This window comes from Flavobacterium sp. B330r (genome assembly GCF_056824325.1).
In genome coordinates this window covers 1,557,527-1,578,925 of the sequence record NZ_CP124860.1, presented here as the reverse complement: position 1 = coordinate 1,578,925, position 21,399 = coordinate 1,557,527, and the positions used below count along the sequence as shown (strand labels likewise).

The following is a 21,399-nucleotide window of genomic DNA, read 5'->3' as shown; positions in this document are numbered from 1 at the left end:
TCCGTAATTTTAAATTTGTAATACCGTCAAGAGCAATTTTTTTCTTCATTACATCAAATAAAAGCGATTTTTTGATTATGATTGCGTAGTGAGAAAACCAACAAAAACCGAAATTGAAAAAGTATTCGTATATTATAATTGATGATGACGCTGAGAGTATTTTGAAGACTCAAACAACCGCTTCAGGTTTTTCAGAATTATCTTTTATGGCATCGGCATCCAATTTTAAAGACGGTTTAAATTTGGTTTTAGAGCACCAACCGGCTTTGATTTTTCTCGAGATCGAGCCCCAAAATGCTGCGAGTCATTTGTCTTTGACTTTTATTAGCGAGCTTCATCGTTTTTTGCAGCAGATTCCCAAAATTATTATCACCACAAAACAAAAAGACAAAGCTTTTGATGCTATACAATATGGCGTTTTTGATTATCTCTTAAAGCCAATTCTATCAAACGATCTTTTAAAAACAATTTTAAAACTCAATAGAGCCAATTTAGAGACGCAAATTGCTCCGTTTAGGGAAGAACCTTCTTCTATTGTTATAGATCAAATAACGATTCCGCAAAACATTCAAAAACCATTAACGATTTGTATAAAATCATATGGCGATTATCGATATTTAAATGCAGAAGATATTTGTTATTTTCAAGCCGATAATAACTCGACAGATATTTATTTAAACACTGGCGAAATGATTACGGCGTTTAAAACTTTAAAGCATTTTGAAAGTGTTTTGACATACCCTTTTATTCGTATTCATAACAGTTATGTAATTAATCGAAATTACATTTCAAGGATTCATAGCGGAAACTCAATCTGTTACATAAAAAACTCCACAAAGAAGATTCCTTTTTCTAAAACCTATCGAGGAAATGTAGAGCAGATTATTGCCGATTTTGCAGCAGGAAATTATCTAGAAGTCTAAAAATTAGACGATTACATTAATTTGCTATCCATTGACTATCAATTGGGTACGATCTACCACAAACTCATTTTTTCGTATAAATTTTTTTCGACCTCAGTATTAGTTTTACACTCTGATTCTGCCATAAACAGCAAATCATCTCCAAAAAAATAATACAAAACATTAAAACCTCAGGTCATGAAAAAAACAGCTTTAACATTCGGATTATTCTCATTAGTAATAGTTGCAACCTCTTTTGCAAACCCAACAGCTTCTGCTCGTCCAAGTGAAACATTAAGTATTATTACTCCAATTGATGGAGGACAAAAAACAACTCCAGACAGAAAACGTGATAGCTTTCAACCTATAGATGGAGGACAAAAAACAGTTCCAGATAGAAAATCAGATTTTGCAAATATTGGTGGAGTTAATTCTGACTCTCAATTATCTACTTTAAATAGAAAACTTGACTAAAAGTTAAAAAAATAAAAATATAAGAAAAGGCTATCAACAATTGATAGCCTTTTTTTGTATCTATACTTTTGTTATTTTTGATGAAAATCAAAATCTTTTGAAAAAATATAACCAAATAGTATTGCTTCTATTCTTAATTTTATTTGGTTGTACCAAGAAAGATGACCTTTATAAAAATTTAAATCCTTCTAAAGACAGTCTGTCTATTTATCTCTCCTTGGCAAACGATATTGATTTATCTCGTAAGCTTAAAGAGGATTATAATGAAAAAGCATTGGCAATTATCTTAAGTGAAAAAGATGATTCTTTAAATAAAGTAAATTTATTTAAAGTGGCCAATAGATACTATAATATGAACGATTTACAGTCGTATGGCCGTATTTCTAAATTAATTGTGACAAGATCCCTAAACAGTCGCGATTCGATAAATTTAGCAAAAGCGTATACTTATCTTGGAGATTATTATAGTCGAAAGTCAGTTTCAGATAGCGCTTTTTTAGTTTACTTCAAGGCAGAAAAAATATACAAGCAAATTGATGATAAAATTAATTTAGCTAAAACCTATTTTAGTAAAGCCGATCTTCAGTTTAAAGAAAGTGACTTGTTTGAAAGTGAAATTACCATTTTTAAAGCGCTGAAAATACTTAAGGACCAGAAAAATGTAAGTGATCTGCTCTATCAATGTTATAATCTGTTGGGAATATTGTATAATGAGCGTGAAGAATATAATAAAGCTTTAGAGTTTCATAATAAAGCATTGGCTATTTTAAAAGATCCTTCGATTCCGTCAGATTTTCAGCTTAAGGCAACTTCACTTAATAATATTGGTTTTGTGTATTTAAGTATGAAGAATTATAAAAATGCAAAACAAAATTTTTCTGAAGGTCTCAAACAAAAGAATTTATTTCAAGAAAGCACATCGTTGTATGCCATGTTGTTAGATAATCTAGCATACTCAAAAATTAAAATGAATGAATTTGAAGATATTCCAAAACAATTTTATGTATCGCTGAAGATTAGAGACAGCTTAAATTTGACATCGGGAATAATTTTAAACAAAATACATCTGTCTGAATTTTATGCAATTAAAAAAGACACTTCTCAGGCAATTAAACTCTCTCAGGAAGCTTTAAATCTTTCAAAAACATCCAATAAACTAAGAAACACGCTTGAGGCCTTAAAACAATTGGCTGTTGTTGATCCTAAAAATGCATCGGAATATTCGAAAGAATATATTCAGTTGAACGACAAATTGTTGAAAGCAGAACGAAGAATGGGAGAGAAGTTCTCTCGCATTGAATACGAAACCAACGAAATTAAAGACCAAAATTCTAACCTTCAGGAAAAAAATAAAACTTTGGTTTATGTATTTAGTATTTGTACATTGCTCGGACTGTTTTTTTATGTTTACAAAACGCAGCAAGCCAGAAATCGAGAATTGCTTTTTAAACAGCAGCAGCAGATTGCAAATGAAGATATTTACAATTTAATGATTTCGCAGCAAAATGAAATTGAGCTTACGCGAATAAAAGAAAAGAAAAGAGTTGCACAAGAGCTGCACGATGGAGTTTTAGGACGAATGTTTGGTATTCGAATAAGTTTGGATAGTTTGGATAAACTAGACGAAGAAGAAGCAGTTTTTAAAAGAAAAAAGTATCTTACAGAACTAAAAAATGTAGAGCAGGATATTAGAGAAATTTCGCATGACCTAAATAGAGAAAAATCCGAATTAATTAATAATTTTGTCTCTATTTTAGGAAAACTGTTTGAAGATCAAAGAAATACGTACAGTTCGAAGCTGATTACTACTTTTGATCCCGATATTAAATGGGATTCGATAAGTAATATTGAAAAAATCAATTTGTATCGAATTGTTCAGGAAGGACTCCAAAATTGTAATAAATATGCCAATGCTGATATTATAAAAGTGGAGTTTAAAAACGAAAACAATAATTTGGTTTTAACCATTGAAGATGACGGAATTGGATTTAATACCGATAAGACCAAAAACGGAATTGGTTTGCATAATATAGAATATCGTGCAAAAGAGTGTAAGGGTACAGTTACGATAAAGTCTGCCAAAGGAGAAGGAACAATTCTCACGATAAAAGTCCCAATAGAGCCAAATAATAACCTGCATAATGACATTTGATTTAACAGCCTCAGTTCCACAATTAGTTAGAAAGAATATTTTAATAGTAGATGACCATCCATTTATTATTGAAGGCTATAAAAATGCTATAACTCGTTATAATCCAAAACAATATGAGTTTTTAATTTCGCAGGCGCATGACTGCAGATCTGGTTATGATATAATTGAAAATAATAGCACGCCAGAGTTTGATATTGCTTTTTTGGATATCAGTATGCCTCCTTACGAAGAAAAAGAGATATTTTCGGGTGAAGATCTGGCAAAATTACTTTTGAAAAAAATGCCTTCGTGCAAGATTATTCTTTTGACGATGTATACGGAATTGCTGAAAATAAAAACCATTATCAGAACAATTCAGCCAAACGGATTGATCATTAAAAATGACCTTACTTTTGACGAATTACTCCTGGCTTTTGATAAAGTAATGAAAAATGAAAAATATTATAGCCAGTCCGTTGTAAAAATGCTGAATCAATCTACGCATAATGCAATAGAGATCGATCAATACGATAAACAGATATTAATTCATTTAGAAAAAGGAACTTCAATTCAAGAAATGCTTCAAGTTATTCCGATTTCATTAAACGCCATAGAAAAACGAAAAAAGCATTTAATGGAATTGCTAAAAATAAGAAGCGGCTCTGATCAAGATTTGATCAAAGAAGCAAAAAGCAAAGGACTTTTTTAAAAGTCAAATTCAAATAATGAAATTCCAAATTCCAAAAAAAGCGAAATAGAAAACCCAAATTCCAATGTTCAAGTCATTATTGGAATTTGGATTTTTTTTAATATTGGAATTTTCTAAAAATTATTCACTCAAAGCATCCCATCCGCGTGCTTTTAAAGCGATTTTTGTGTTGGCGCGGGTTACAAGGTGTATTCCTTCATTTTCTTCCGCCATATGTCCGATAACAGAGAAATTCGGATTTCCTTTTATTTTGTCAAAATCATTAATATCAATCGTAAATAAAAGTTCATAATCTTCACCGCCATTTATAGCAACTGTGGTACTGTCAATATTGAATTCTTCGCAAGTAGAAATAAACTGCGGATCTAATGGAAGTTTATCTTCATATAAATTACAACCCACTTTAGATTGTTTACAGATATGAATAATTTCAGAAGATAATCCGTCTGAAATATCAATCATTGCCGTTGGTTTTATGTCTAAAGCATGAAGTAGCGTGCGAACATCTTTTCGTGCTTCAGGTTTCAATTGGCGCTCTACCAAATAACTATAAGGATCCAAGTCGGGCTGATTGTTTGGATTAACCTGAAAAACTTGTTTTTCGCGTTCCAAAACCTGCAATCCCATATAAGCTGCACCAAGATCTCCCGTTACAACCAATAAATCTGTTTTTTGAGCCCCGTTTCTGTAAACCAGTTCGTTTTCGTCAGCTTCACCAATTGCAGTAATGCTGATAATTAATCCTTTTTGAGATGAGGTAGTATCTCCGCCAATAACATCAACTTTATACTCTTTAGCGGCATGTGTAATTCCTGCAAACAATTCCTCTAAAGCTTCAAGTGGAAAACGATTAGAAACAGCAACCGAAACCGTAATTTGGGTTGGCTTTGCATTCATCGCACAAATATCAGATACATTTACCACAACGGCTTTGTATCCTAAATGCTTCAATGGCATATAAGCCAAATCAAAATGAACTCCTTCAATTAATAAATCGGTAGAAACTACTACTTTTTTGTCTTTAAAATCAAGAACAGCAGCATCATCGCCAATACTTTTTAAAGTAGATTCTTGAGTAACGTCAAAGTTTTTGGTTAAATGGTCAATTAAACCGAATTCGCCTAATTGCGCTATACTAGTTCTCTGCTGATTTTTATCTTCTATCATTTCTGTTAAGTTCCAAAGTTATTAAGGTGCAAAGGTACAAAGGATTTTTTTTAAAGAGGCTAAGATTCTTAGATACTAAAGTTCTAAGTTTTTTTCTAGCAGATTTATACTGATGTCTAAAAAATCAATTGCTTCCTACTTTAGCCGGAGGTCATCTTAATGTGAATGTAAAAAGGCTTTAGCCGAACATTAAAATTTTGGATAAAGTCTTTTTTAATAATCATTTTCCCCAGCTAAAGCTGGAGGCAATTCAAAAAAACAAATTAACACAGTATCTCTATGGTGGTGCATTTTTACTACAACAAAAAATATTTTTAAATTTATTTTTTGCTGCTGACAAACTGTTGTCACCAGCCCATTTTACTTTTGAAGTATTAAAAATATTTAAACTTTAAAACCATGAAAACATTAGAAGCACAAGTTATTACTTCAGAAGATTTATTAAAACACTGGCAAGGGCACAGAGCACTTACACGTCGTTTGATTGAGATTTTTCCAGAGAAAGATTTTTTCGAATTTTCAATTGGCGGAATGCGACCTTTCGCTAAATTGGTAGATGAACTTTTGGCTATTGCAGTTCCAGGTTTAAAAGGAATTGTGACTAAACAAACTGAAGCATTTTCAGAAGGAAAAGACAATTTGATTTTCAAAGCGCAATATTTGGAAAAATGGGATGAAGCTACAGAAGAAATCAATAAATATTGGGAACAATTATCGGTTGAGGATTTTAGCGAGACCTTTAATCTTTTTGGACAATATGAATTTCCTGTAATTCAGAATATCTTATATTTTATTGATAATGAAGTACATCATCGCGGACAAGCTTACGTTTATTTAAGAGCTTTAAATATCGAGCCACCGTTTTTCTGGGAGAGATAATTAATGATTTTTTACTAACTTAATATCAGAAATCTAAAACTAAGATTATGAGTTTAAAGAAGATAATGTCAAATTACGCAGATTATAATTTGTGGGTAAATCAACAATTTGTGAATTGGCTTTCGCCAAAATCAGATGAATTGCTTTATGCTGAAGTGCCGTCGAGCTTTTCTACTATTATGAAAACACTTGATCATATCTGGTCTACTGAAGAATATTGGTTTTCTATTATTTCCGAATCTTCATTATCAGAAAAGAAAGTAGAAAGTGATTTATCAAAAGAGGAAATATTTGCCGGATTATTAAATTCGTCTACAAAATTGAAACATCTTATTAACTCATTATCTGAAGAAGATTTAATGAAAGAAGTTAAAATCGTAAATCCGTGGTTTGAGTGCGAATTACCAATTTCCGAATATTTAATTCAAGTTATCAATCATGGAACGTATCATCGCGGTCAGATTGTGACAATAGGGCGAAATGCCGGAATTACAGACGCTTCAAACACCGATTATAATTTCTATAATGTTGTCAAACAGAAATAAATGAAAAAAACTCCTGAGATGATATTCTCAGGAGTTTTTTTATAAAAGTCTCTGTCTGTTGATTTCCAATAATTCCAGGACGTTGGTTTTTAATATTTCAGGTTCGAGAATTTCTGCATAATCCCCATACATAAGAAACCATCTCGGAAAAGCGTTATTAATATCTCTAGACATAAAGGTCATTTCGATTTTTTCCCCTACGTCTTTTTGCGAAATAAAGCCATGATATTTTCTCTCGGTTGCCAAATATCGTGCTATTTTACGGTCAATTAAAATACGAACTTTTGTTGTTGGGCAGGTTTCTGTTTTAGTTAAATAGGTTTCTAAAGCATCGTGTTCGATCGTAAAATCTACATCGGTTTTTTTTATTTCCTGAATTCTATCGGTTCGAAATTGTCTATAATCTTTTCGAAGATGACAATAGCCCAGAAAATACCAGTTATTATTATCATGAAAAACGCCTATTGGCTCAAGATTACGCTGCGTTGTTTCGTCTTTATCAAAAGTTTTGTAGGTTAAAAGAATTTGCTTTTTCTCTGCAATTCCTTCAAAAAGAACGGACAAAGTGTTGGGCGAATTATCATTAAACATTGGTTCTGCATCCTGCATTACAATTCTCGATTCGATGCTCGAAAGATAATCTTTGTCGTTACTTCTTAAAACCGATTTCAGTTTGTACATCGCCGACGCGTAATGCGTTCCCAAAGAAGGATCGGTAAATTTCTGCATCAATTTTTCGGCTGCAATAAAACTGCTTACTTCTTCGCGCGTAAACATAACTGGCGGTAGCCGATAACCATCCATCAATGCATAGCCAACTCCCGCTTCACTATAAATAGGAACGCCAGAAGCTTCCAAAGTTCTAATATCTCTATAAATCGTCCTCAAACTACATTCAAAACGATCGGCCAATTCTTGGGCTTTTACAACCTTTTTAGATTGCAATTGAATAAGAATAGCTACAATTCGGTCAAATCGTTTTGGAGTTTCGTCAAGCATTTTTTTTAAGATTCTAAGGTTCTGAGTTGCTGAGACTCTAAGTCTTTTGCTAATTCAAAGATACAAATGTAAAAAGTAAAGAGAATAAAAAAAGCTGTTCTAAACTAGAACAGCTTTTACTTTATAAGTCAAATGAATTTAAACATTTTTTTGCATCTTTACAGAATTATAGTATTAAATCTTAGCGTAAAAAATGAAGTTTCCTTTTGAGCCGGTTATTTTTGGTTATGAAATCAGTATCCATTTAGTTTTAGAATATCTGGCATTTTTTTTAGGATATCGTTATTATGTTTTTTTGAGAAAAAGAACCAATGATACTATTGTTTCTTCCAATAGATTATCTATTATATTGGGAGCTGCAATTGGAGCTTTTTTGGGTTCTAGAATTATGGGTTTTCTAGAAAATCCTGTTTTTCATCTTGATGCAAGATCAATTTTAGAACTCTTCAATGCGAAGACCATTATGGGAGGATTGTTTGGCGGACTTTTAGGCGTTGAAATTGCTAAGAAGATTATAGGAGAAAAAGAGTCATCGGGTGATTTATTTACCTTTCCGATTATTCTAGGAATTTTTATAGGAAGAATAGGCTGTTTTTTATCTGGAACCAATGAGTTTACATATGGAAAAGAAACAAACTTTTTTACTGGGATGAATCTTGGCGACAATATTATGAGGCATCCAATTGCCTTGTACGAATTAATTTTTCTGATCATTTTGTTTTTTGTTCTCAAGAAATTAAAAAGCAGAAATATAAAAAACGGACTTATATTTCAGTATTTTATGATTGCCTATTTTGCATTTCGCTTTTTTGTAGAATTTCTGAAACCCAATTATTTCCTGATTTTTGGAATAAGTTCGATTCAGATTTTATGTTTGATTTGTCTGCTCTATTATAACAAAACAATTTTAAATTTATTTGTAAAAAATGCCAGTTAGAAAATATACTTATTATGACTTTACATTAAGCCTTTGTCCAAAATGCTTAAAGAGAATTGATGCTAAAATTGTTTTTGAAGACGAGAATGTCTACATGCTTAAAAGATGCCCGGAACACGGAAGCTCTAAGGTTTTGATTGCGGACGATATTCAGTATTACAAGAATATCCGAAACTACAATAAACCATCTGAGATGCCGTATACTTTTAATACAAAAACGCATTATGGTTGTCCGTACGATTGTGGTTTGTGTCCAGATCATGAACAGCATTCTTGCCTCACAGTTGTTGAAGTTACAGATCGCTGCAATCTGACATGTCCGACTTGTTATGCCGGTTCATCACCTAGTTATGGTAGACACAGAACTCTCGAAGAAATAAAAGCAATGCTCGATACGGTTGTTAAAAACGAAAAAGAACCCGATGTAGTGCAGATTAGCGGAGGAGAACCAACCATACATCCTGAATTTTTTGAAATTTTGGATTATGCAAAATCAATTCCGATAAAGCATTTAATGCTAAACACAAACGGAATTAAAATTGCAAAAGACAAAGAATTCGTTCAGAGGCTAAAAAGCTATGCTCCAGATTTTGAAATCTATCTTCAGTTTGATTCTTTTGAAGATAGTGTATTGCAGGAATTGCGTGGAGCCGATTTAAGTGAAATAAGAAAACAGGCTTTAGAAAATCTAAATGAAGTTAATTTATCTACCACTTTGGTTGTTACGCTTCAAAAAGGATTAAACGATCATGAAATTGGTAAAATTGTTGAGTTTGCACTAAAGCAAAAATGCGTTCGAGGGGTTACATTTCAGCCGACTCAAATAGCGGGTAGATTGGAGAACTTTAACCTAGAAACCGATCGCATGACATTAACAGAAGTAAGAAGAAAAATCCTGGAGCAAACGACTGTTTTTAATTCTGATGATTTACTTCCTGTTCCCTGTAATCCTGATGCTTTAGTAATGGGTTATGCGTTGAAGTTAGGAGACGAAGTTTTCCCGTTAACGAGATATATTAATCCAAATGATTTATTGGACAATAGTAAAAATACTATTATTTATGAGCAGGATGAAGTGCTTCGAGGTAAAATGATAGATTTGTTTAGCACAGGAAATTCTGTAGAAGTAGCACAAGAAAACTTGAAATCGATATTATGCTGCCTTCCTAATATTGATGCACCAGAATTAGGATATGACAATCTGTTTAGAATTATTATCATGCAGTTTATTGATGCCTATAATTTTGATGTGAGAGCAATAAAAAAATCATGCGTACATATTGTCAATAAGGATAATAAAATAATTCCTTTTGAAACCATGAATTTGTTTTACAGAGACGATAAAGTAAAAAGATTAGAAGAATTAAGAACTAACATATAAAGAATATGACAGCACTAGAAGTAGGTAATTTAAGTGGTTTGGTCGCAATTTTTGTAGCGATTATGGTTGGCCCACCAATTTTAATGACCATTATCGGTTTTGCAGTTAAGAAAAATAGTCCCAATGGAGCAAAAGTTTGTTTTATTATTGGAGCATTATATCTCATTATTGGATTAGGAATATGCGGAACACTTCTGTCATAAGAAAAATCCAAAACCAATAGAATTAATTGGCAATAAAAAAAGCTGTTCCAAATTGAAACAGCTTTCCGATTGTTAAATCGCAAAAAAAAAATTAAAATCTATACAAAACTCCAAATTGAGGTTGATCGAAAATGTTTTCAAATAAATTGATATTTAATTGAAAAGTATCAGACGACGGACCATTTTCTGGAGAAACGCTATTGTAAGCCAAAACATTTGCAAGAACGAAAGTAACAGCAATGTTTTTGGTTACAAAGTAATTTAAACCAACATTAATATCAGCTGTTAAACTGTTGTCGGTATCGCTGCCCACTTGCGGTATATCAGTTTTGTTTCTTCCGTAACCCAAACCAACTTCAGCGTAAGTTTTAAAGCGTTTTTTGTCTAATTCTAAGAAATAGTAACGAGCAAAAGCACCAATCCCAAATACATTTGTTTCTACTTGAGTGGTTTCTACTTTGTTACTTGAGTAATTTAATTTAGCTCCAACAGCAAATTTATCATTTAACAAATAGCCAAACTTTGGGCTAAAGCCATAATAGTCTGCGTCTCCGCCGGTACTAATTTTGATAGATCCTTCTAAAAACATATCACCCTTTTGAAAAGTGACGCCTTTCGCAGAATTCATTTCTGCATCAACCTGGTCTTGTTGAGCGTTTGCAAAGCAGAATGCGAATAGTGCTAAAATAACAGAAAATTTGGTTTTCATAGTCTTGTAATGTTAAAGTTGTAAGATTAAAAATACATTTTCTGTCATGAAATGGCCTTGAGTTTACTCGAATGGGTTAAAAAAGGATTTTTAGAGTTAATATTTCAATGTTTTTGTAGGGAATGACTTTGTAATTTTGCTAACAAAAAGCCAACAAAAAACCCGACAACTTTCGTCATCGGGCTAGTCTATTGTCTGTATCAAATAGGTTTTCTTATCCGCCATTTACACCAAATTTTCTAAATGCTTGTACTGTTTGATAAATTCCAAAAGAAATAAATATTTTGCCGAACATAAAAAATAGAAAAGGTAAAAAGTAATTTTCAGAATCTTCAATTGGAGCTTTTAGAAAAGAGAATGGATTTAGAAATTTCAAATAATTGACTAAAAAAGTATCAATTTTTGGGATGCAATTGATATCAGTAACATAATATGAATATGAGATGATGTAAAAAATGTAAAAAAGATAACTCCATTGAAAAATAAAAAAAAGTCCTTTTGTCCAATCTAACCCAAAATTATTGGATTCTTCATTAAAATATAAAATTAGAGCATCCTTCCTGTTTAGATTGTTTTTGTCTACTTCGCTCTTATATGCTTTTAGTTCATAGGCTTTAAATCTTAGATAATCAATTTGATTATGAGAACTAGCTAATTCCCTCTTTATTATTCTAAGCGTTTTTCTATCACAATTATAAAATTGATTGATTTGAATTCCGTCGAACCAAACTGTTTTTTCGAAAATACTTCTTTCAATTTTAATGATATCAAAATTAGATTCTTGAAAGGAAACTTTATCTGAGAATGTTGTATCTTCAAGTCTAAGTGAATGAACATGATAGTTATTGAATTTTGTTAATTTTAAAAAGTTACACGACTCAAAATTTAGAAATGATAAGTTTGAATTTGAGTAACTTATAAAATTGGTAAGACTTGAAAAAGTACATTCTCGAAATTGCGCGTTATTGTAAAGAGAATCGCATCTAAATTCGTTGGAAAAATTACAATTATAAAACACTATTTGGTCTAGTGAAATAGAATCAAAATAAAATCCATCATTAAAATTAACACTACTTATATCAAAAGATGCACCTTTTATAAATTGAACATTTTTTAGCCAAAATATAGAATTGAAATTACAATTATAGATATTGAAGTTTCCTTTTTTGAAAATATTTGGCTTAATGTTGGGAAAAGCAAATTCATCATTTGTAAACTCTAAAACATTAATATTTGATTTACTTATGTGAAATTTATCGCAATTAAAAGTGTTAGATATAAATGAAAGATCATCAAAGGAGCTTTCTATAAATACGTTTGATTCAAATAAACACTTTTCAAATCTAAATCGGTGTATGCATTCTTTTTTGTGATTATTAAAATGTATGTTTTTTCCTTTGAACTCTAGGTTTGAAAAAGTAATAAATAAGTCGACTTTTTCTAAATCAATATTTAAAGGAGTGCTACTTTCTACGATAAAACTAGAAATTGTATTCTCGACATTTGAGTAAAGCATTGTTTGAAATTCTTCACCACTAATTACTTCCATAAATACTTTTTAATCAAAAATAAACAAAAAACCCAACAACTTTCGTCATTGGGTTCTATCTTAATACTTAGTACTAAAATCTTAATACTAAAGTCTAATCATTCAATTTCAAAACAGCCATAAACGCTTCTTGCGGAATCTCTACGTTTCCTACCTGACGCATACGTTTTTTACCTTTTTTCTGTTTTTCAAGAAGTTTACGCTTACGCGAAATATCTCCACCATAACATTTTGCAGTAACGTCTTTACGAAGTGCCTTAATCGTTTCACGAGCGATAATTTTGGCTCCAATTGCAGCCTGAATCGGAATGTCGAATTGCTGTCTTGGGATAAGTTCACGTAATTTCTCGGTCATTTTTTTACCGATATTGTAAGCGTTGTCTTCGTGAATCAATGCAGAAAGTGCATCAACTGTCTGAGCATTCAAAAGAACGTCCAATTTAACTAATTTCGAAGTTCTCATTCCAATTGGAGAGTAATCGAAAGAAGCATAACCTTTAGAAACCGTTTTTAAACGATCGTAAAAATCGAATACAATTTCTGCCAAAGGCATATCAAAATTCAATTCAACACGTTCTGTTGTTAAATAAGTTTGGTTGGTAATTAAACCACGTTTTTCGATACATAAACTCATTACGTTTCCAACAAAGTCAGATTTTGTAATAATAGTAGCTTTAATATATGGCTCTTCAACTCTATCCAGTTTTGAAGGCTCTGGTAAATCTGAAGGATTGTTTACAATTAACGCTGTTTCGGGATGTTTTTTGGTGTAAGCCAAATACGAAACGTTAGGAACTGTTGTAATTACAGTCATGTCGAACTCACGCTCTAAACGTTCCTGGATAATTTCCATGTGAAGCATTCCTAAGAATCCGCAACGGAAACCAAATCCTAATGCCGCAGAACTTTCAGGAGTAAAAACTAATGAAGCGTCATTCAATTGTAATTTTTCCATTGAAGAACGTAAATCTTCGTAATCTTCTGTATCAACAGGATAAATACCAGCAAATACCATTGGTTTTACATCCTCAAAACCAGTAATCATATTGGTAGTTGGTACCTTTGCATCTGTAATCGTATCACCAACTTTTACTTCACGAGCTTCTTTAATTCCAGAAATCAAATAACCAACATCTCCTGCCGAAACTACATTTTTAGGAACCTGATTTAATTTTAAAGTTCCAATTTCGTCAGCAAAATATTCGTTATCAGTAGCCATGAATTTAATTTTCTGGCCTTTTTTGATTTCACCATTTACAACTCTAAAGATTACCTCAATTCCGCGGAACGGATTGTAAACCGAGTCAAAAATTAAAGCTTGTAATGGTTCTTCTGGATTTCCTTTTGGAGCAGGAATTTTTTCGATAATAGCGGCAAGAATGTTCTCAACACCAAAACCAGTTTTTCCAGATGCGTGAATAATATCTTCCAATTTACAACCTAGTAAATCGATAATATCATCACTAACTTCTTCTGGATTAGCACTTGGCAAATCGACCTTGTTTAAAACTGGGATAATTTCTAAGTCGTTTTCAAGAGCTAAGTATAAGTTTGAAATCGTTTGTGCTTGAATACTTTGAGCTGCATCAACAATCAAAAGCGCACCTTCGCAGGCAGCGATTGATCTTGAAACTTCGTATGAAAAGTCAACGTGCCCAGGAGTATCAATTAAGTTTAAGATATATTCTTCACCCTTGTATTTGTATTCCATCTGGATGGCATGACTCTTAATGGTAATTCCACGCTCGCGCTCCAGATCCATGTTGTCAAGCAATTGTGCTTTTTCTTCACGAGCTGTAACGGTTTGTGTTGCGCCTAGTAATCTGTCTGCCAATGTACTTTTACCGTGGTCAATGTGTGCAATAATGCAAAAGTTACGTATCTTCTTCATTTTATATATCAGTTCTCTATAACGAGTTTTAGTATTTTTTGGGTGTAAAACAGCCTAAAGCAATTGCTTTAAAGCATGTTATTAAGGCGCAAAGATAGCGCAAAGTTTTGGATTCTGGAATCTTGATGTTGGATAGTTGATTGGAAAGAATCAAAAATGATATTAAAATTCAAAATTGAATCCTTTTTCTGTTAATTTCTTATACATTTCGGGATCAAATTTATAAAGTTTGGCAGCTCTGTGCGAAACGTCTTTTTGCTTTTCATCCAATGCAGTCAAAAGTTTCATGTGAAGCACTTTTCGTCTAAAATTAGATTTATCCAATTCGATTCCAAGAATTTCTTCGTACAAATGCATTAATTGCAATAAAGTAAATTTTTCTGGAAGAAGGTTAAAACCAATTGGAGCCTGACGAACTCTATTTCGCAATTGCAATAAACTGAAATCAAGAATTTCGTTATGGTCAAAAATCAGCTCAGGAATTTCGTTTATTTTGAACCACTTTGCTTCAAAAACCTTTAAACTGGCTTTAATATTATAATCTTCTCTATTGACCAAAGTATAATAACCAATGGTAACCACACGTCTTTCCAGAACACGCTGCGGATTTGTAAAGGCTTTTAATTGTTCCAAATAGATGTTTTCGAGACCAGTAAGTTCTTGTAAAATTCGTTGGGCAGCATTATCTGCACTTTCGTCTATTTGAAGCCATCCGCCAAGAAGTCCCCATTTGCCTTTACTTTCTCCTTCTGCATGCTGCACCAAGAGCACTTCGAGACTCTCTTTGTTAAATCCGAAGAAAACACAGTCAATCGTGATTCCGTCTACTGCTGGTTTGTGTTGGTTAGTAGTTATTTCAGTCAATTTGTTGTTGTGGTGTTAGTATTGTGTATTGAAAATTAGAATTCAAAATTGAATCCTTTTTCAGTGAGTTTTTCATAGATTTCTGGATCAAACTTGTACAGTTGAGCTGCTCTGTGCGATACATCCTGCTGCTTTTCGTCTAATGCAACCAGCAGTTTCATATGAAGAATTTTTCTTCTAAAGTTGGGTTTGTCCATTTCGATTCCTAAAATTTCTCCATACAAATGCATCAATTGTAATAAAGTGAATTTTTCGGGTAATAGATTAAAACCAATCGGTGTCTGGCGCACTTTATTTCTAAGATGTTTTATGCTGTAATCAAGAATTTCGTTGTGGTCATAAATCAAATCTGGAATTTCATTGATTTTATACCATTTCGCATCAGAAGCTGTAAAACCTGCTTTAATGTTATAATCTTCTCTTTTTACAAGAGCATAATACCCAATCGTAATAACGCGTCGCAGCGGAAAACGATCTGGATCTCCAAATGCTTTCAATTGTTCCAGATAAATATTGTCAAGACCCGTAAGCTCATTCAATAACCGATGAGCGGCATTGTCGGTGCTTTCTTTTTTATAAATCCATCCACCTGGAAGTCCCCATTTCCCTTTACTGATACCTTCGGCGTGTTGTACCAAAAGTACTTCAAGACTGCCTTTGTCAAATCCAAAAATGACACAGTCAATTGTGATGGCATTCATCGCACTGTTTTCATTTTTTGAAGCAGTTTTGTCGTCTACATTTTCAACCATATATGAGATAAATTTTGACAAATTAAATAAATAAAATCATTAGTAACCTTTTTGAAAGCCTTATATTTTTTTTAACGAAACAAAATTTTGATAATCAGTCGTTTAAGAATGTGCTAAAAAAGCGTTCTTTTTAAATTAATTCTTAAACGACTGATTGTCAATTTTATAAAACGTTGATTTTTTTATATTTTTTATTTCAATTCTTGTTCAGATTTTACAACATTAATAAAAATGGATTAGGATTAATCAGAATCGAAAAAAAATAACCCTAATATTTTGTTAATATAGAAAATTTGTTTTACACTTGTAGTCAAATTTACCATAAGATAAATTCAAATTGACTATAAGTAAAAAAGAACAAAACTACACTTAACTTAAACTTACCACAAATGTTTTTTTTAGAAATTGATTTAAATCGCTTTTTGATGAGATTACCATCATCAGATTTTGCCCAAAGAATCGATTTTAAAGTTGTTTATAGTCTGCAAGTACTAAATGTTGGAAAAGAGATTCAGGCCCTCTTTTTTGGCATGACCTGCTTGGGAAGTTTTTCCGGATTTCTCCTAGGGTAAAAAAACACTAACTATAACTTAAACTTAATCAATTCTTATTATGAAAAGCAAAAATTGTATTAAAACAACAAAGCTTCCATATTTTATGGCGGTGCTGCTTAGCGTATTTATGATGCAGTTTGGATTTGCTCAAGAATCCAAAACTGTAAGTGGGACAATTACCTCTTCCGAAGACGGATTTGGCGTTCCAGGAGCAACTGTACAAGTACAGGGAACAAAATCGAGTACTGTTACCGATTTTGATGGAAAATATAAAGTGGAGGCTAAAACAGGAGATGTTTTGGTAATCACTTTTGTAGGTTTCAAATCGCAGAATATCACGGTTGGAACTCAAAAAGTTATCAATGTCATTTTGAATCCAGAAACTTCAGAACTTAAAGAAATTGTAGTAATCGGTTACGGTACTCAAAAGAAGAAAGTAAATACTGCGGCAACTTCTTTGGTGTCTGGAAAAGACATTCAGCAGGTTGCGAGTCTTGATGTTGTAAATGCTTTACAAGGTCAAGCTTCTGGGGTTTCGGTAACTTCATCTTCTGGACAGCCAGGTGCGAATATGGTGGTAAATATTCGTGGAGCAGGTACAGCAGGAAACAGTGATCCGCTTTATGTGGTTGATGGTGTAGTAGTGGATAACGGAATTGGATACCTTGATCCTTCGGTAATTGAAAGGGTTGACGTTTTGAAAGATGCTTCTGCAGCTTCTATCTACGGAGCAAGAGCCGCAAACGGAGTTATCTTGGTTACAACAAAAAAAGGAAAAGATGGTAAAATGAATGTGTCTTTCAGTTCTTATACAGGTTTTCAGCAGATTGCTAAAAAACTGGATTTGATGAATACACAAGAGTATACAACAATAATGAATGAGGCTCGTGTAAATTCTGGATATGCGCCATTATATACTAAAGAGCAAATTGCTGCATTTCCTGATCATGATTGGCAGAAAGATTTATTTAACGAAGGCGCAATGAAACAAAATCACTCCCTTTTGATTACGGGAGGTGACGAAAAATCTACCATTGCAACTGGTTTATCTTACTACGGACAAGAAGGTATGATTGGAGGATCTACTAACCAATCTCAATACGATCGCGTTACTTTTTCAGTAAACTCGACTTCTGAAGTTATTAAAGGATATTTGAAAATTGGTGAAAACTTCACTTTATCAAATATCAAATCTAGTGGTGTTGCAGATGATGGTATTTACAGCAACGCAATTAGATCTTTCTTAAATGCTGCTCCAATTGATCAGGCTTATGACGAAAATGGAGATTTTGCACGTTCTATTATTTCTCAAGATATCAGCAACCCAGTTGGATCTTTATACTACAACAACTTTAATCAGACTAAAACAAATCGTTATGTAGGTAACATTTTTGCGGAATTAAAATTTGCAAAAAACTTTACTTTCAGAACTAGTTATGGTGTTGATATGACAGATAGCAATTACCGTTCTTTTAGACCAGTTTATTCGCTTTCTTCAAATGATAATAATACAGTTTCTAGCGTAACTCAAAGCGCGACAAAATCGTTAGGATGGATTTTTGAAAACACACTTCAATACAAATTCAACATTGCTGATTCTCATAATTTTGATGTGTTAGTGGGTACTTCTGCTAAAAAGAATACTTCTGATTATATGGAAGGGCAAGGAAGAAACTTAATTTTTGATGATTTCGAGCACGCTTATTTAGATAATGCAAAAGATCCGACATCAAATGTGGTAAAAGGAAATCGTAAAGATTATGCGATTCAGTCTTACTTCGGACGTTTATTGTACGATTACAATAACAAGTACTTATTCTCTGCAACAGTTCGTCGTGACGGTTCATCAGAATTTGGTCCAGATAACAAATATGCTATTTTCCCATCGTTCTCTGCAGGATGGAATTTAGATAAAGAAGCTTTCTTCAAAGAAAACAAAGTTTTAAATACATTCAAATTAAGAGCAAGCTGGGGACAAAATGGTAACGATCAATTTGCTAGAAGATTTGCTTATATGTCTACTGTAAATTCAACAGATAAAACATATCATTTCGGAACTGGTGACGAAACTCTTTTAGTAGGTTCAAGCCCAGACCAATTAGCAAACCGTAACTTAAAATGGGAAACTTCTGAGCAGTTAGACTTAGGTTTTGATGCTACTTTGTTCACCAACTTTACTTTAACTTTTGATTACTACGACAAGAAAACTAAAGATTGGTTAGTATTGGCCTCTATTCCAACTTATGCTGGAGCAACTGCACCATATATTAATGGTGGAGATGTAAGCAATAAAGGTTTTGAAATTGGTTTATCTTACCGTACACGTTTTGGAAAAGATTGGAATTTTGCTATCAATGCAAACCTTTCTCGTAACCAAAACGAAGTGTTGAAAATTGCTAACAACGAAGGAATCATTCATGGAGAATCAAACGTATTATTTCAAGGTTTAGACGAGATGAACCGTGTTGAGGTTGGAAAACCAATGGGCTATTTCTACGGATTAAAAACAGACGGAATTTTCCAAAATGCTACTGAAGTTGCAGCAGGTGTTCAGCCAAATGCACAGCCAGGAGACGTTCGTTTCGTAGACTTAAACGGTGACGGAAAAATCGATGCAAACGATAAAACTCAAATTGGTGATCCAAATCCAGATATTAATTACGGGGTTAACTTAGAATTATCATACAAAGCTTTTGATTTCTCTATTAATACTTACGGTATCGCTGGAGGACAAAACGTTTTTGGAGTTCACGATTATACTCGTGCGTACACAAACAACACAACAGAGGTGTTAGGAAGATGGACAACTGAAGGAACTTCTAACCGAATTCCGAGAGTTACATACGGAACAGATGATAATGGTAACTATACTAAATTCTCTGATTTGTATATTCAGGACTCAGATTTCTTCAGAATTAAAAATGCTACAATCGGATGTGATTTAACAAAGCTGACAACAAAACTTAGTTTCTTCAGCAAATTCAGATTGTATGTTGCAGGAAATAACATTTATACATTCACAAAGTACAAAGGAATGGATCCAGAAATTGGTTTCGGAAACGTAAATCAGTCTTGGGCTAAAGGTATTGATGTTGGATATTATCCTCAGCCAAGAACCTATTTAATGGGTCTGAATGTTAACTTTTAATTTTTGAAAACGATGAAAACATATATAAAATTATTTGCTCTTTCAAGCTTACTTGTTTTAGGCTCTTGCTCGGAAGATTTTTTAGAAAACGAACCATATACAGATAAAGTAACGGAGAATTTCTATAAAACTCCATCTGATGCTTTTGAAGGTTTAGTAGCAGTTTATGACGTATTGCAAAGAGAAGCTTATGGTACACAATTGATCGTAAGTGAGCAGGCATCTGACAACTGTTTTGGAGGATTCGGTATTGCAGATCCAACAGTAGATTTGCAATGGGACCGCTTTCAATATACTACAGATAAAGATATGAACGCTCTAACATGGACAAACTCTTATCTTGGTATTTACAGAGCTAACGTTTTATTAGAAAACTTAGACAAAGTAAACTGGGGATCTAATACCGCTTTGAAAACACGTTACGAAGCAGAAGCTCGTTTCTTAAGAGCACACTTTCATTTCCAAGCGGCAAAAATGTTTGGAGATATTGTTCCGCTAGACCATACCGTAACAACAAGCGAATTTGAATTGCCAAGACAAGCTCCAGAAGTTACTTATGCTTTAATTGCAAACGATTTAAAATTTGCAGCAGACAACTTAGGTCCTGAAAATTACTCGCAAGCAGGAAATGCAAACTACGGACGTATTACAAAATGGGCAGCAGAAGCGTATTTGGCTAGAACATTTTTGTTTTACACAGGAGCTTATAGCAAAACAGATTTAGCAGGTGTAGTTACCAAAGCACAAGCTGTAACATATATCAATGATGCTGTAAATAACAGTGGCCACGGACTAGTTGCCGATTTTGCTAATCTTTGGTTAGCCGCTTCTTTCGAAAACTTTGCTGGAGAAGATAATACAGAAATGGTTTGGGCTGTTCGTTTTAATGGTTCAGGTAAAGGAAATTGGGATCTTCACGAAGGAAACCGTTTTCAAGTAAACATTGCACCACGTGGAGGTTCAATTGGAAAATATGCAACAGGATGGGGAGGAGCAACAGTGAATCCAAAATTGGTTCAAGCATATGAATCTGGCGATAGTAGAAAAGCAGCATCATTTATTGATTATGTTGGTGAAGGTTTAAATTTTGATCCACAAGCTAGAGAACAACGTCAATACACAGGATATTCTTGGAAAAAATACTGTCCAATTACTAATGCGGCAGGAACAGCAGTTGTTGAAGCAAATGGAGGAAACTTCCAAATTGATAACTATCAGGATTATGCTATTATTCGTTTTGCCGATGTTTTATTAATGGCTGCCGAATTAAATTTGGAAGGAAATGCAGCTTTAGCACAAGCAGATTTAGACCGAGTTCGTGATCGTGCTTTCAAGAGTACTACGCATAGAATTCCTGTAACTAAAGCGGTTATTATGGAAGAGCGTCGTTTAGAATTGGCATTAGAAGGATTACGTTATTTTGATTTAATCAGACAAGGTATGCCAGCAATGAAATCCGCTATTGATAACACGACTGGAGATTCTCAATTTGCAGTTACTTTTAGACCAGAAACTCTAGGTTGGTTCGCATTGCCACAGTCGCAAATAGTACTTTCAAATGGTACTATTCAACAAAATCCAGGTTGGAATTAACATTTAAACAAA

20 protein-coding genes are annotated in these 21,399 nt (G+C 33.1%); 13 read left to right on the top strand and 7 right to left on the bottom strand.

Annotation, left to right across the window (positions count from 1 at the left end; translation table 11 throughout):
• The first annotated feature begins 113 nt into the window (after positions 1–113).
• The 4 genes from QLQ95_RS07305 (at position 114) to QLQ95_RS07290 (ending at position 4,216) form a co-directional block, all read left to right on the top strand.
• The gene (locus tag QLQ95_RS07305; RefSeq protein WP_320495569.1) at positions 114–923 is read left to right on the top strand and encodes a LytR/AlgR family response regulator transcription factor; all 810 of its coding nucleotides are present in this window, start codon (positions 114–116) and stop codon (positions 921–923) included.
• Positions 924–1,100: 177 nt separating this feature from the next.
• Positions 1,101–1,376, top strand: a complete 276-nt coding sequence (locus QLQ95_RS07300; RefSeq protein ID WP_095928481.1) for a hypothetical protein — start codon at positions 1,101–1,103, stop codon at positions 1,374–1,376.
• Between the two features lie 97 nt (positions 1,377–1,473).
• Positions 1,474–3,528, top strand: coding sequence for an ATP-binding protein (locus QLQ95_RS07295; protein WP_482503220.1), 2,055 nt, complete (start codon positions 1,474–1,476; stop codon positions 3,526–3,528).
• Positions 3,518–4,216 (top strand): response regulator, encoded by a 699-nt coding sequence (locus QLQ95_RS07290; protein WP_320495571.1) that lies wholly within the window; start codon positions 3,518–3,520, stop codon positions 4,214–4,216. Before QLQ95_RS07295 ends, QLQ95_RS07290 begins: the two co-directional genes overlap by 11 nt.
• 120 nt (positions 4,217–4,336) lie before the next feature.
• Here QLQ95_RS07290 and thiL read toward each other — a convergent pair whose 3' ends face one another.
• Complete coding sequence (gene thiL, locus QLQ95_RS07285; protein WP_320495572.1) at positions 4,337–5,383, bottom strand: thiamine-phosphate kinase; 1,047 nt, start codon at positions 5,381–5,383, stop codon at positions 4,337–4,339.
• A 197-nt stretch (positions 5,384–5,580) separates the two neighbouring features.
• On the opposite strand from thiL, the gene QLQ95_RS07280 reads away from it, so the two are divergent.
• From QLQ95_RS07280 to QLQ95_RS07270, 3 genes are read left to right on the top strand one after another with little or no spacing between them, the layout of a single operon-like run.
• Positions 5,581–5,778, top strand: coding sequence for a hypothetical protein (locus QLQ95_RS07280; protein ID WP_320495573.1), 198 nt, complete (start codon positions 5,581–5,583; stop codon positions 5,776–5,778).
• 4 nt (positions 5,779–5,782) lie between these two features.
• On the top strand, positions 5,783–6,262 hold the full coding sequence (locus QLQ95_RS07275) for a DinB family protein (RefSeq protein WP_095928477.1): 480 nt from the start codon (positions 5,783–5,785) through the stop codon (positions 6,260–6,262).
• A 47-nt stretch (positions 6,263–6,309) separates the two neighbouring features.
• On the top strand, positions 6,310–6,807 hold the full coding sequence (locus QLQ95_RS07270) for a DinB family protein (protein WP_482503217.1): 498 nt from the start codon (positions 6,310–6,312) through the stop codon (positions 6,805–6,807).
• Positions 6,808–6,846: 39 nt separating this feature from the next.
• Here QLQ95_RS07270 and QLQ95_RS07265 read toward each other — a convergent pair whose 3' ends face one another.
• A complete protein-coding gene (locus QLQ95_RS07265; RefSeq protein ID WP_320495575.1) occupies positions 6,847–7,806 on the bottom strand; it encodes a helix-turn-helix transcriptional regulator in 960 nt (319 codons plus the stop codon).
• A gap of 193 nt (positions 7,807–7,999) precedes the next feature.
• On the opposite strand from QLQ95_RS07265, the gene QLQ95_RS07260 reads away from it, so the two are divergent.
• From QLQ95_RS07260 to QLQ95_RS07250, 3 genes are read left to right on the top strand one after another with little or no spacing between them, the layout of a single operon-like run.
• Complete coding sequence (locus QLQ95_RS07260; protein ID WP_095928474.1) at positions 8,000–8,743, top strand: prolipoprotein diacylglyceryl transferase; 744 nt, start codon at positions 8,000–8,002, stop codon at positions 8,741–8,743.
• Entirely contained in the window at positions 8,733–10,124 is a 1,392-nt protein-coding gene (locus tag QLQ95_RS07255) for a radical SAM protein (protein ID WP_482503214.1), read from the top strand. The genes QLQ95_RS07260 and QLQ95_RS07255 overlap by 11 nt, the downstream gene beginning before the upstream one ends.
• 5 nt (positions 10,125–10,129) lie before the next feature.
• The gene (locus QLQ95_RS07250) at positions 10,130–10,327 is read left to right on the top strand and encodes a hypothetical protein (protein ID WP_095928472.1); all 198 of its coding nucleotides are present in this window, start codon (positions 10,130–10,132) and stop codon (positions 10,325–10,327) included.
• A 91-nt stretch (positions 10,328–10,418) separates the two neighbouring features.
• On the opposite strand, the gene QLQ95_RS07245 is transcribed toward QLQ95_RS07250, so the two are convergent.
• The 5 genes from QLQ95_RS07245 to QLQ95_RS07225 form a co-directional block, all read right to left on the bottom strand.
• Entirely contained in the window at positions 10,419–11,036 is a 618-nt protein-coding gene (locus QLQ95_RS07245; protein ID WP_095928471.1) for an outer membrane beta-barrel protein, read from the bottom strand.
• Between the two features lie 214 nt (positions 11,037–11,250).
• Positions 11,251–12,585: a hypothetical protein gene (locus QLQ95_RS07240; RefSeq protein WP_320495577.1), complete on the bottom strand. Its 1,335-nt coding sequence runs from the start codon at positions 12,583–12,585 to the stop codon at positions 11,251–11,253.
• Between the two features lie 94 nt (positions 12,586–12,679).
• The gene (lepA, locus tag QLQ95_RS07235; protein ID WP_095928470.1) at positions 12,680–14,476 is read right to left on the bottom strand and encodes a translation elongation factor 4; all 1,797 of its coding nucleotides are present in this window, start codon (positions 14,474–14,476) and stop codon (positions 12,680–12,682) included.
• Between the two features lie 162 nt (positions 14,477–14,638).
• Positions 14,639–15,340 (bottom strand): NUDIX hydrolase, encoded by a 702-nt coding sequence (locus tag QLQ95_RS07230; protein ID WP_095928469.1) that lies wholly within the window; start codon positions 15,338–15,340, stop codon positions 14,639–14,641.
• Between the two features lie 35 nt (positions 15,341–15,375).
• The gene (locus QLQ95_RS07225) at positions 15,376–16,092 is read right to left on the bottom strand and encodes an NUDIX hydrolase (protein WP_095928468.1); all 717 of its coding nucleotides are present in this window, start codon (positions 16,090–16,092) and stop codon (positions 15,376–15,378) included.
• Positions 16,093–16,481: 389 nt separating this feature from the next.
• Here QLQ95_RS07225 and QLQ95_RS07220 point away from each other — a divergent pair, with 389 nt between their 5' ends.
• The 3 genes from QLQ95_RS07220 to QLQ95_RS07210 are packed head-to-tail and all read left to right on the top strand — an operon-like array spanning position 16,482 to position 21,387.
• Positions 16,482–16,664, top strand: coding sequence for a hypothetical protein (locus QLQ95_RS07220; RefSeq protein WP_320495579.1), 183 nt, complete (start codon positions 16,482–16,484; stop codon positions 16,662–16,664).
• Between the two features lie 40 nt (positions 16,665–16,704).
• Positions 16,705–19,794 carry a SusC/RagA family TonB-linked outer membrane protein gene (locus QLQ95_RS07215; protein ID WP_482503210.1) on the top strand — a complete coding sequence of 1,030 codons (3,090 nt, stop codon included), beginning with the start codon at positions 16,705–16,707 and terminating at the stop codon, positions 19,792–19,794.
• A gap of 12 nt (positions 19,795–19,806) precedes the next feature.
• A complete protein-coding gene (locus tag QLQ95_RS07210; RefSeq protein ID WP_320495581.1) occupies positions 19,807–21,387 on the top strand; it encodes a RagB/SusD family nutrient uptake outer membrane protein in 1,581 nt (526 codons plus the stop codon).
• Positions 21,388–21,399: the final 12 nt, after the last annotated feature.

Coding starts and splice junctions, on each gene's coding strand:
- QLQ95_RS07255 (WP_482503214.1), top strand. CDS start 8,733: ATGCCAGTTAGAAAATATACTTATTATGACTTTACATTAAGCCTTTGT.
- lepA (WP_095928470.1), bottom strand. CDS start 14,476: ATGAAGAAGATACGTAACTTTTGCATTATTGCACACATTGACCACGGT.
- QLQ95_RS07260 (WP_095928474.1), top strand. CDS start 8,000: ATGAAGTTTCCTTTTGAGCCGGTTATTTTTGGTTATGAAATCAGTATC.
- thiL (WP_320495572.1), bottom strand. CDS start 5,383: ATGATAGAAGATAAAAATCAGCAGAGAACTAGTATAGCGCAATTAGGC.
- QLQ95_RS07275 (WP_095928477.1), top strand. CDS start 5,783: ATGAAAACATTAGAAGCACAAGTTATTACTTCAGAAGATTTATTAAAA.
- QLQ95_RS07245 (WP_095928471.1), bottom strand. CDS start 11,036: ATGAAAACCAAATTTTCTGTTATTTTAGCACTATTCGCATTCTGCTTT.
- QLQ95_RS07290 (WP_320495571.1), top strand. CDS start 3,518: ATGACATTTGATTTAACAGCCTCAGTTCCACAATTAGTTAGAAAGAAT.
- QLQ95_RS07300 (WP_095928481.1), top strand. CDS start 1,101: ATGAAAAAAACAGCTTTAACATTCGGATTATTCTCATTAGTAATAGTT.
- QLQ95_RS07240 (WP_320495577.1), bottom strand. CDS start 12,585: ATGGAAGTAATTAGTGGTGAAGAATTTCAAACAATGCTTTACTCAAAT.
- QLQ95_RS07250 (WP_095928472.1), top strand. CDS start 10,130: ATGACAGCACTAGAAGTAGGTAATTTAAGTGGTTTGGTCGCAATTTTT.
- QLQ95_RS07210 (WP_320495581.1), top strand. CDS start 19,807: ATGAAAACATATATAAAATTATTTGCTCTTTCAAGCTTACTTGTTTTA.
- QLQ95_RS07225 (WP_095928468.1), bottom strand. CDS start 16,092: ATGGTTGAAAATGTAGACGACAAAACTGCTTCAAAAAATGAAAACAGT.
- QLQ95_RS07220 (WP_320495579.1), top strand. CDS start 16,482: ATGTTTTTTTTAGAAATTGATTTAAATCGCTTTTTGATGAGATTACCA.
- QLQ95_RS07265 (WP_320495575.1), bottom strand. CDS start 7,806: ATGCTTGACGAAACTCCAAAACGATTTGACCGAATTGTAGCTATTCTT.
- QLQ95_RS07215 (WP_482503210.1), top strand. CDS start 16,705: ATGAAAAGCAAAAATTGTATTAAAACAACAAAGCTTCCATATTTTATG.
- QLQ95_RS07270 (WP_482503217.1), top strand. CDS start 6,310: ATGAGTTTAAAGAAGATAATGTCAAATTACGCAGATTATAATTTGTGG.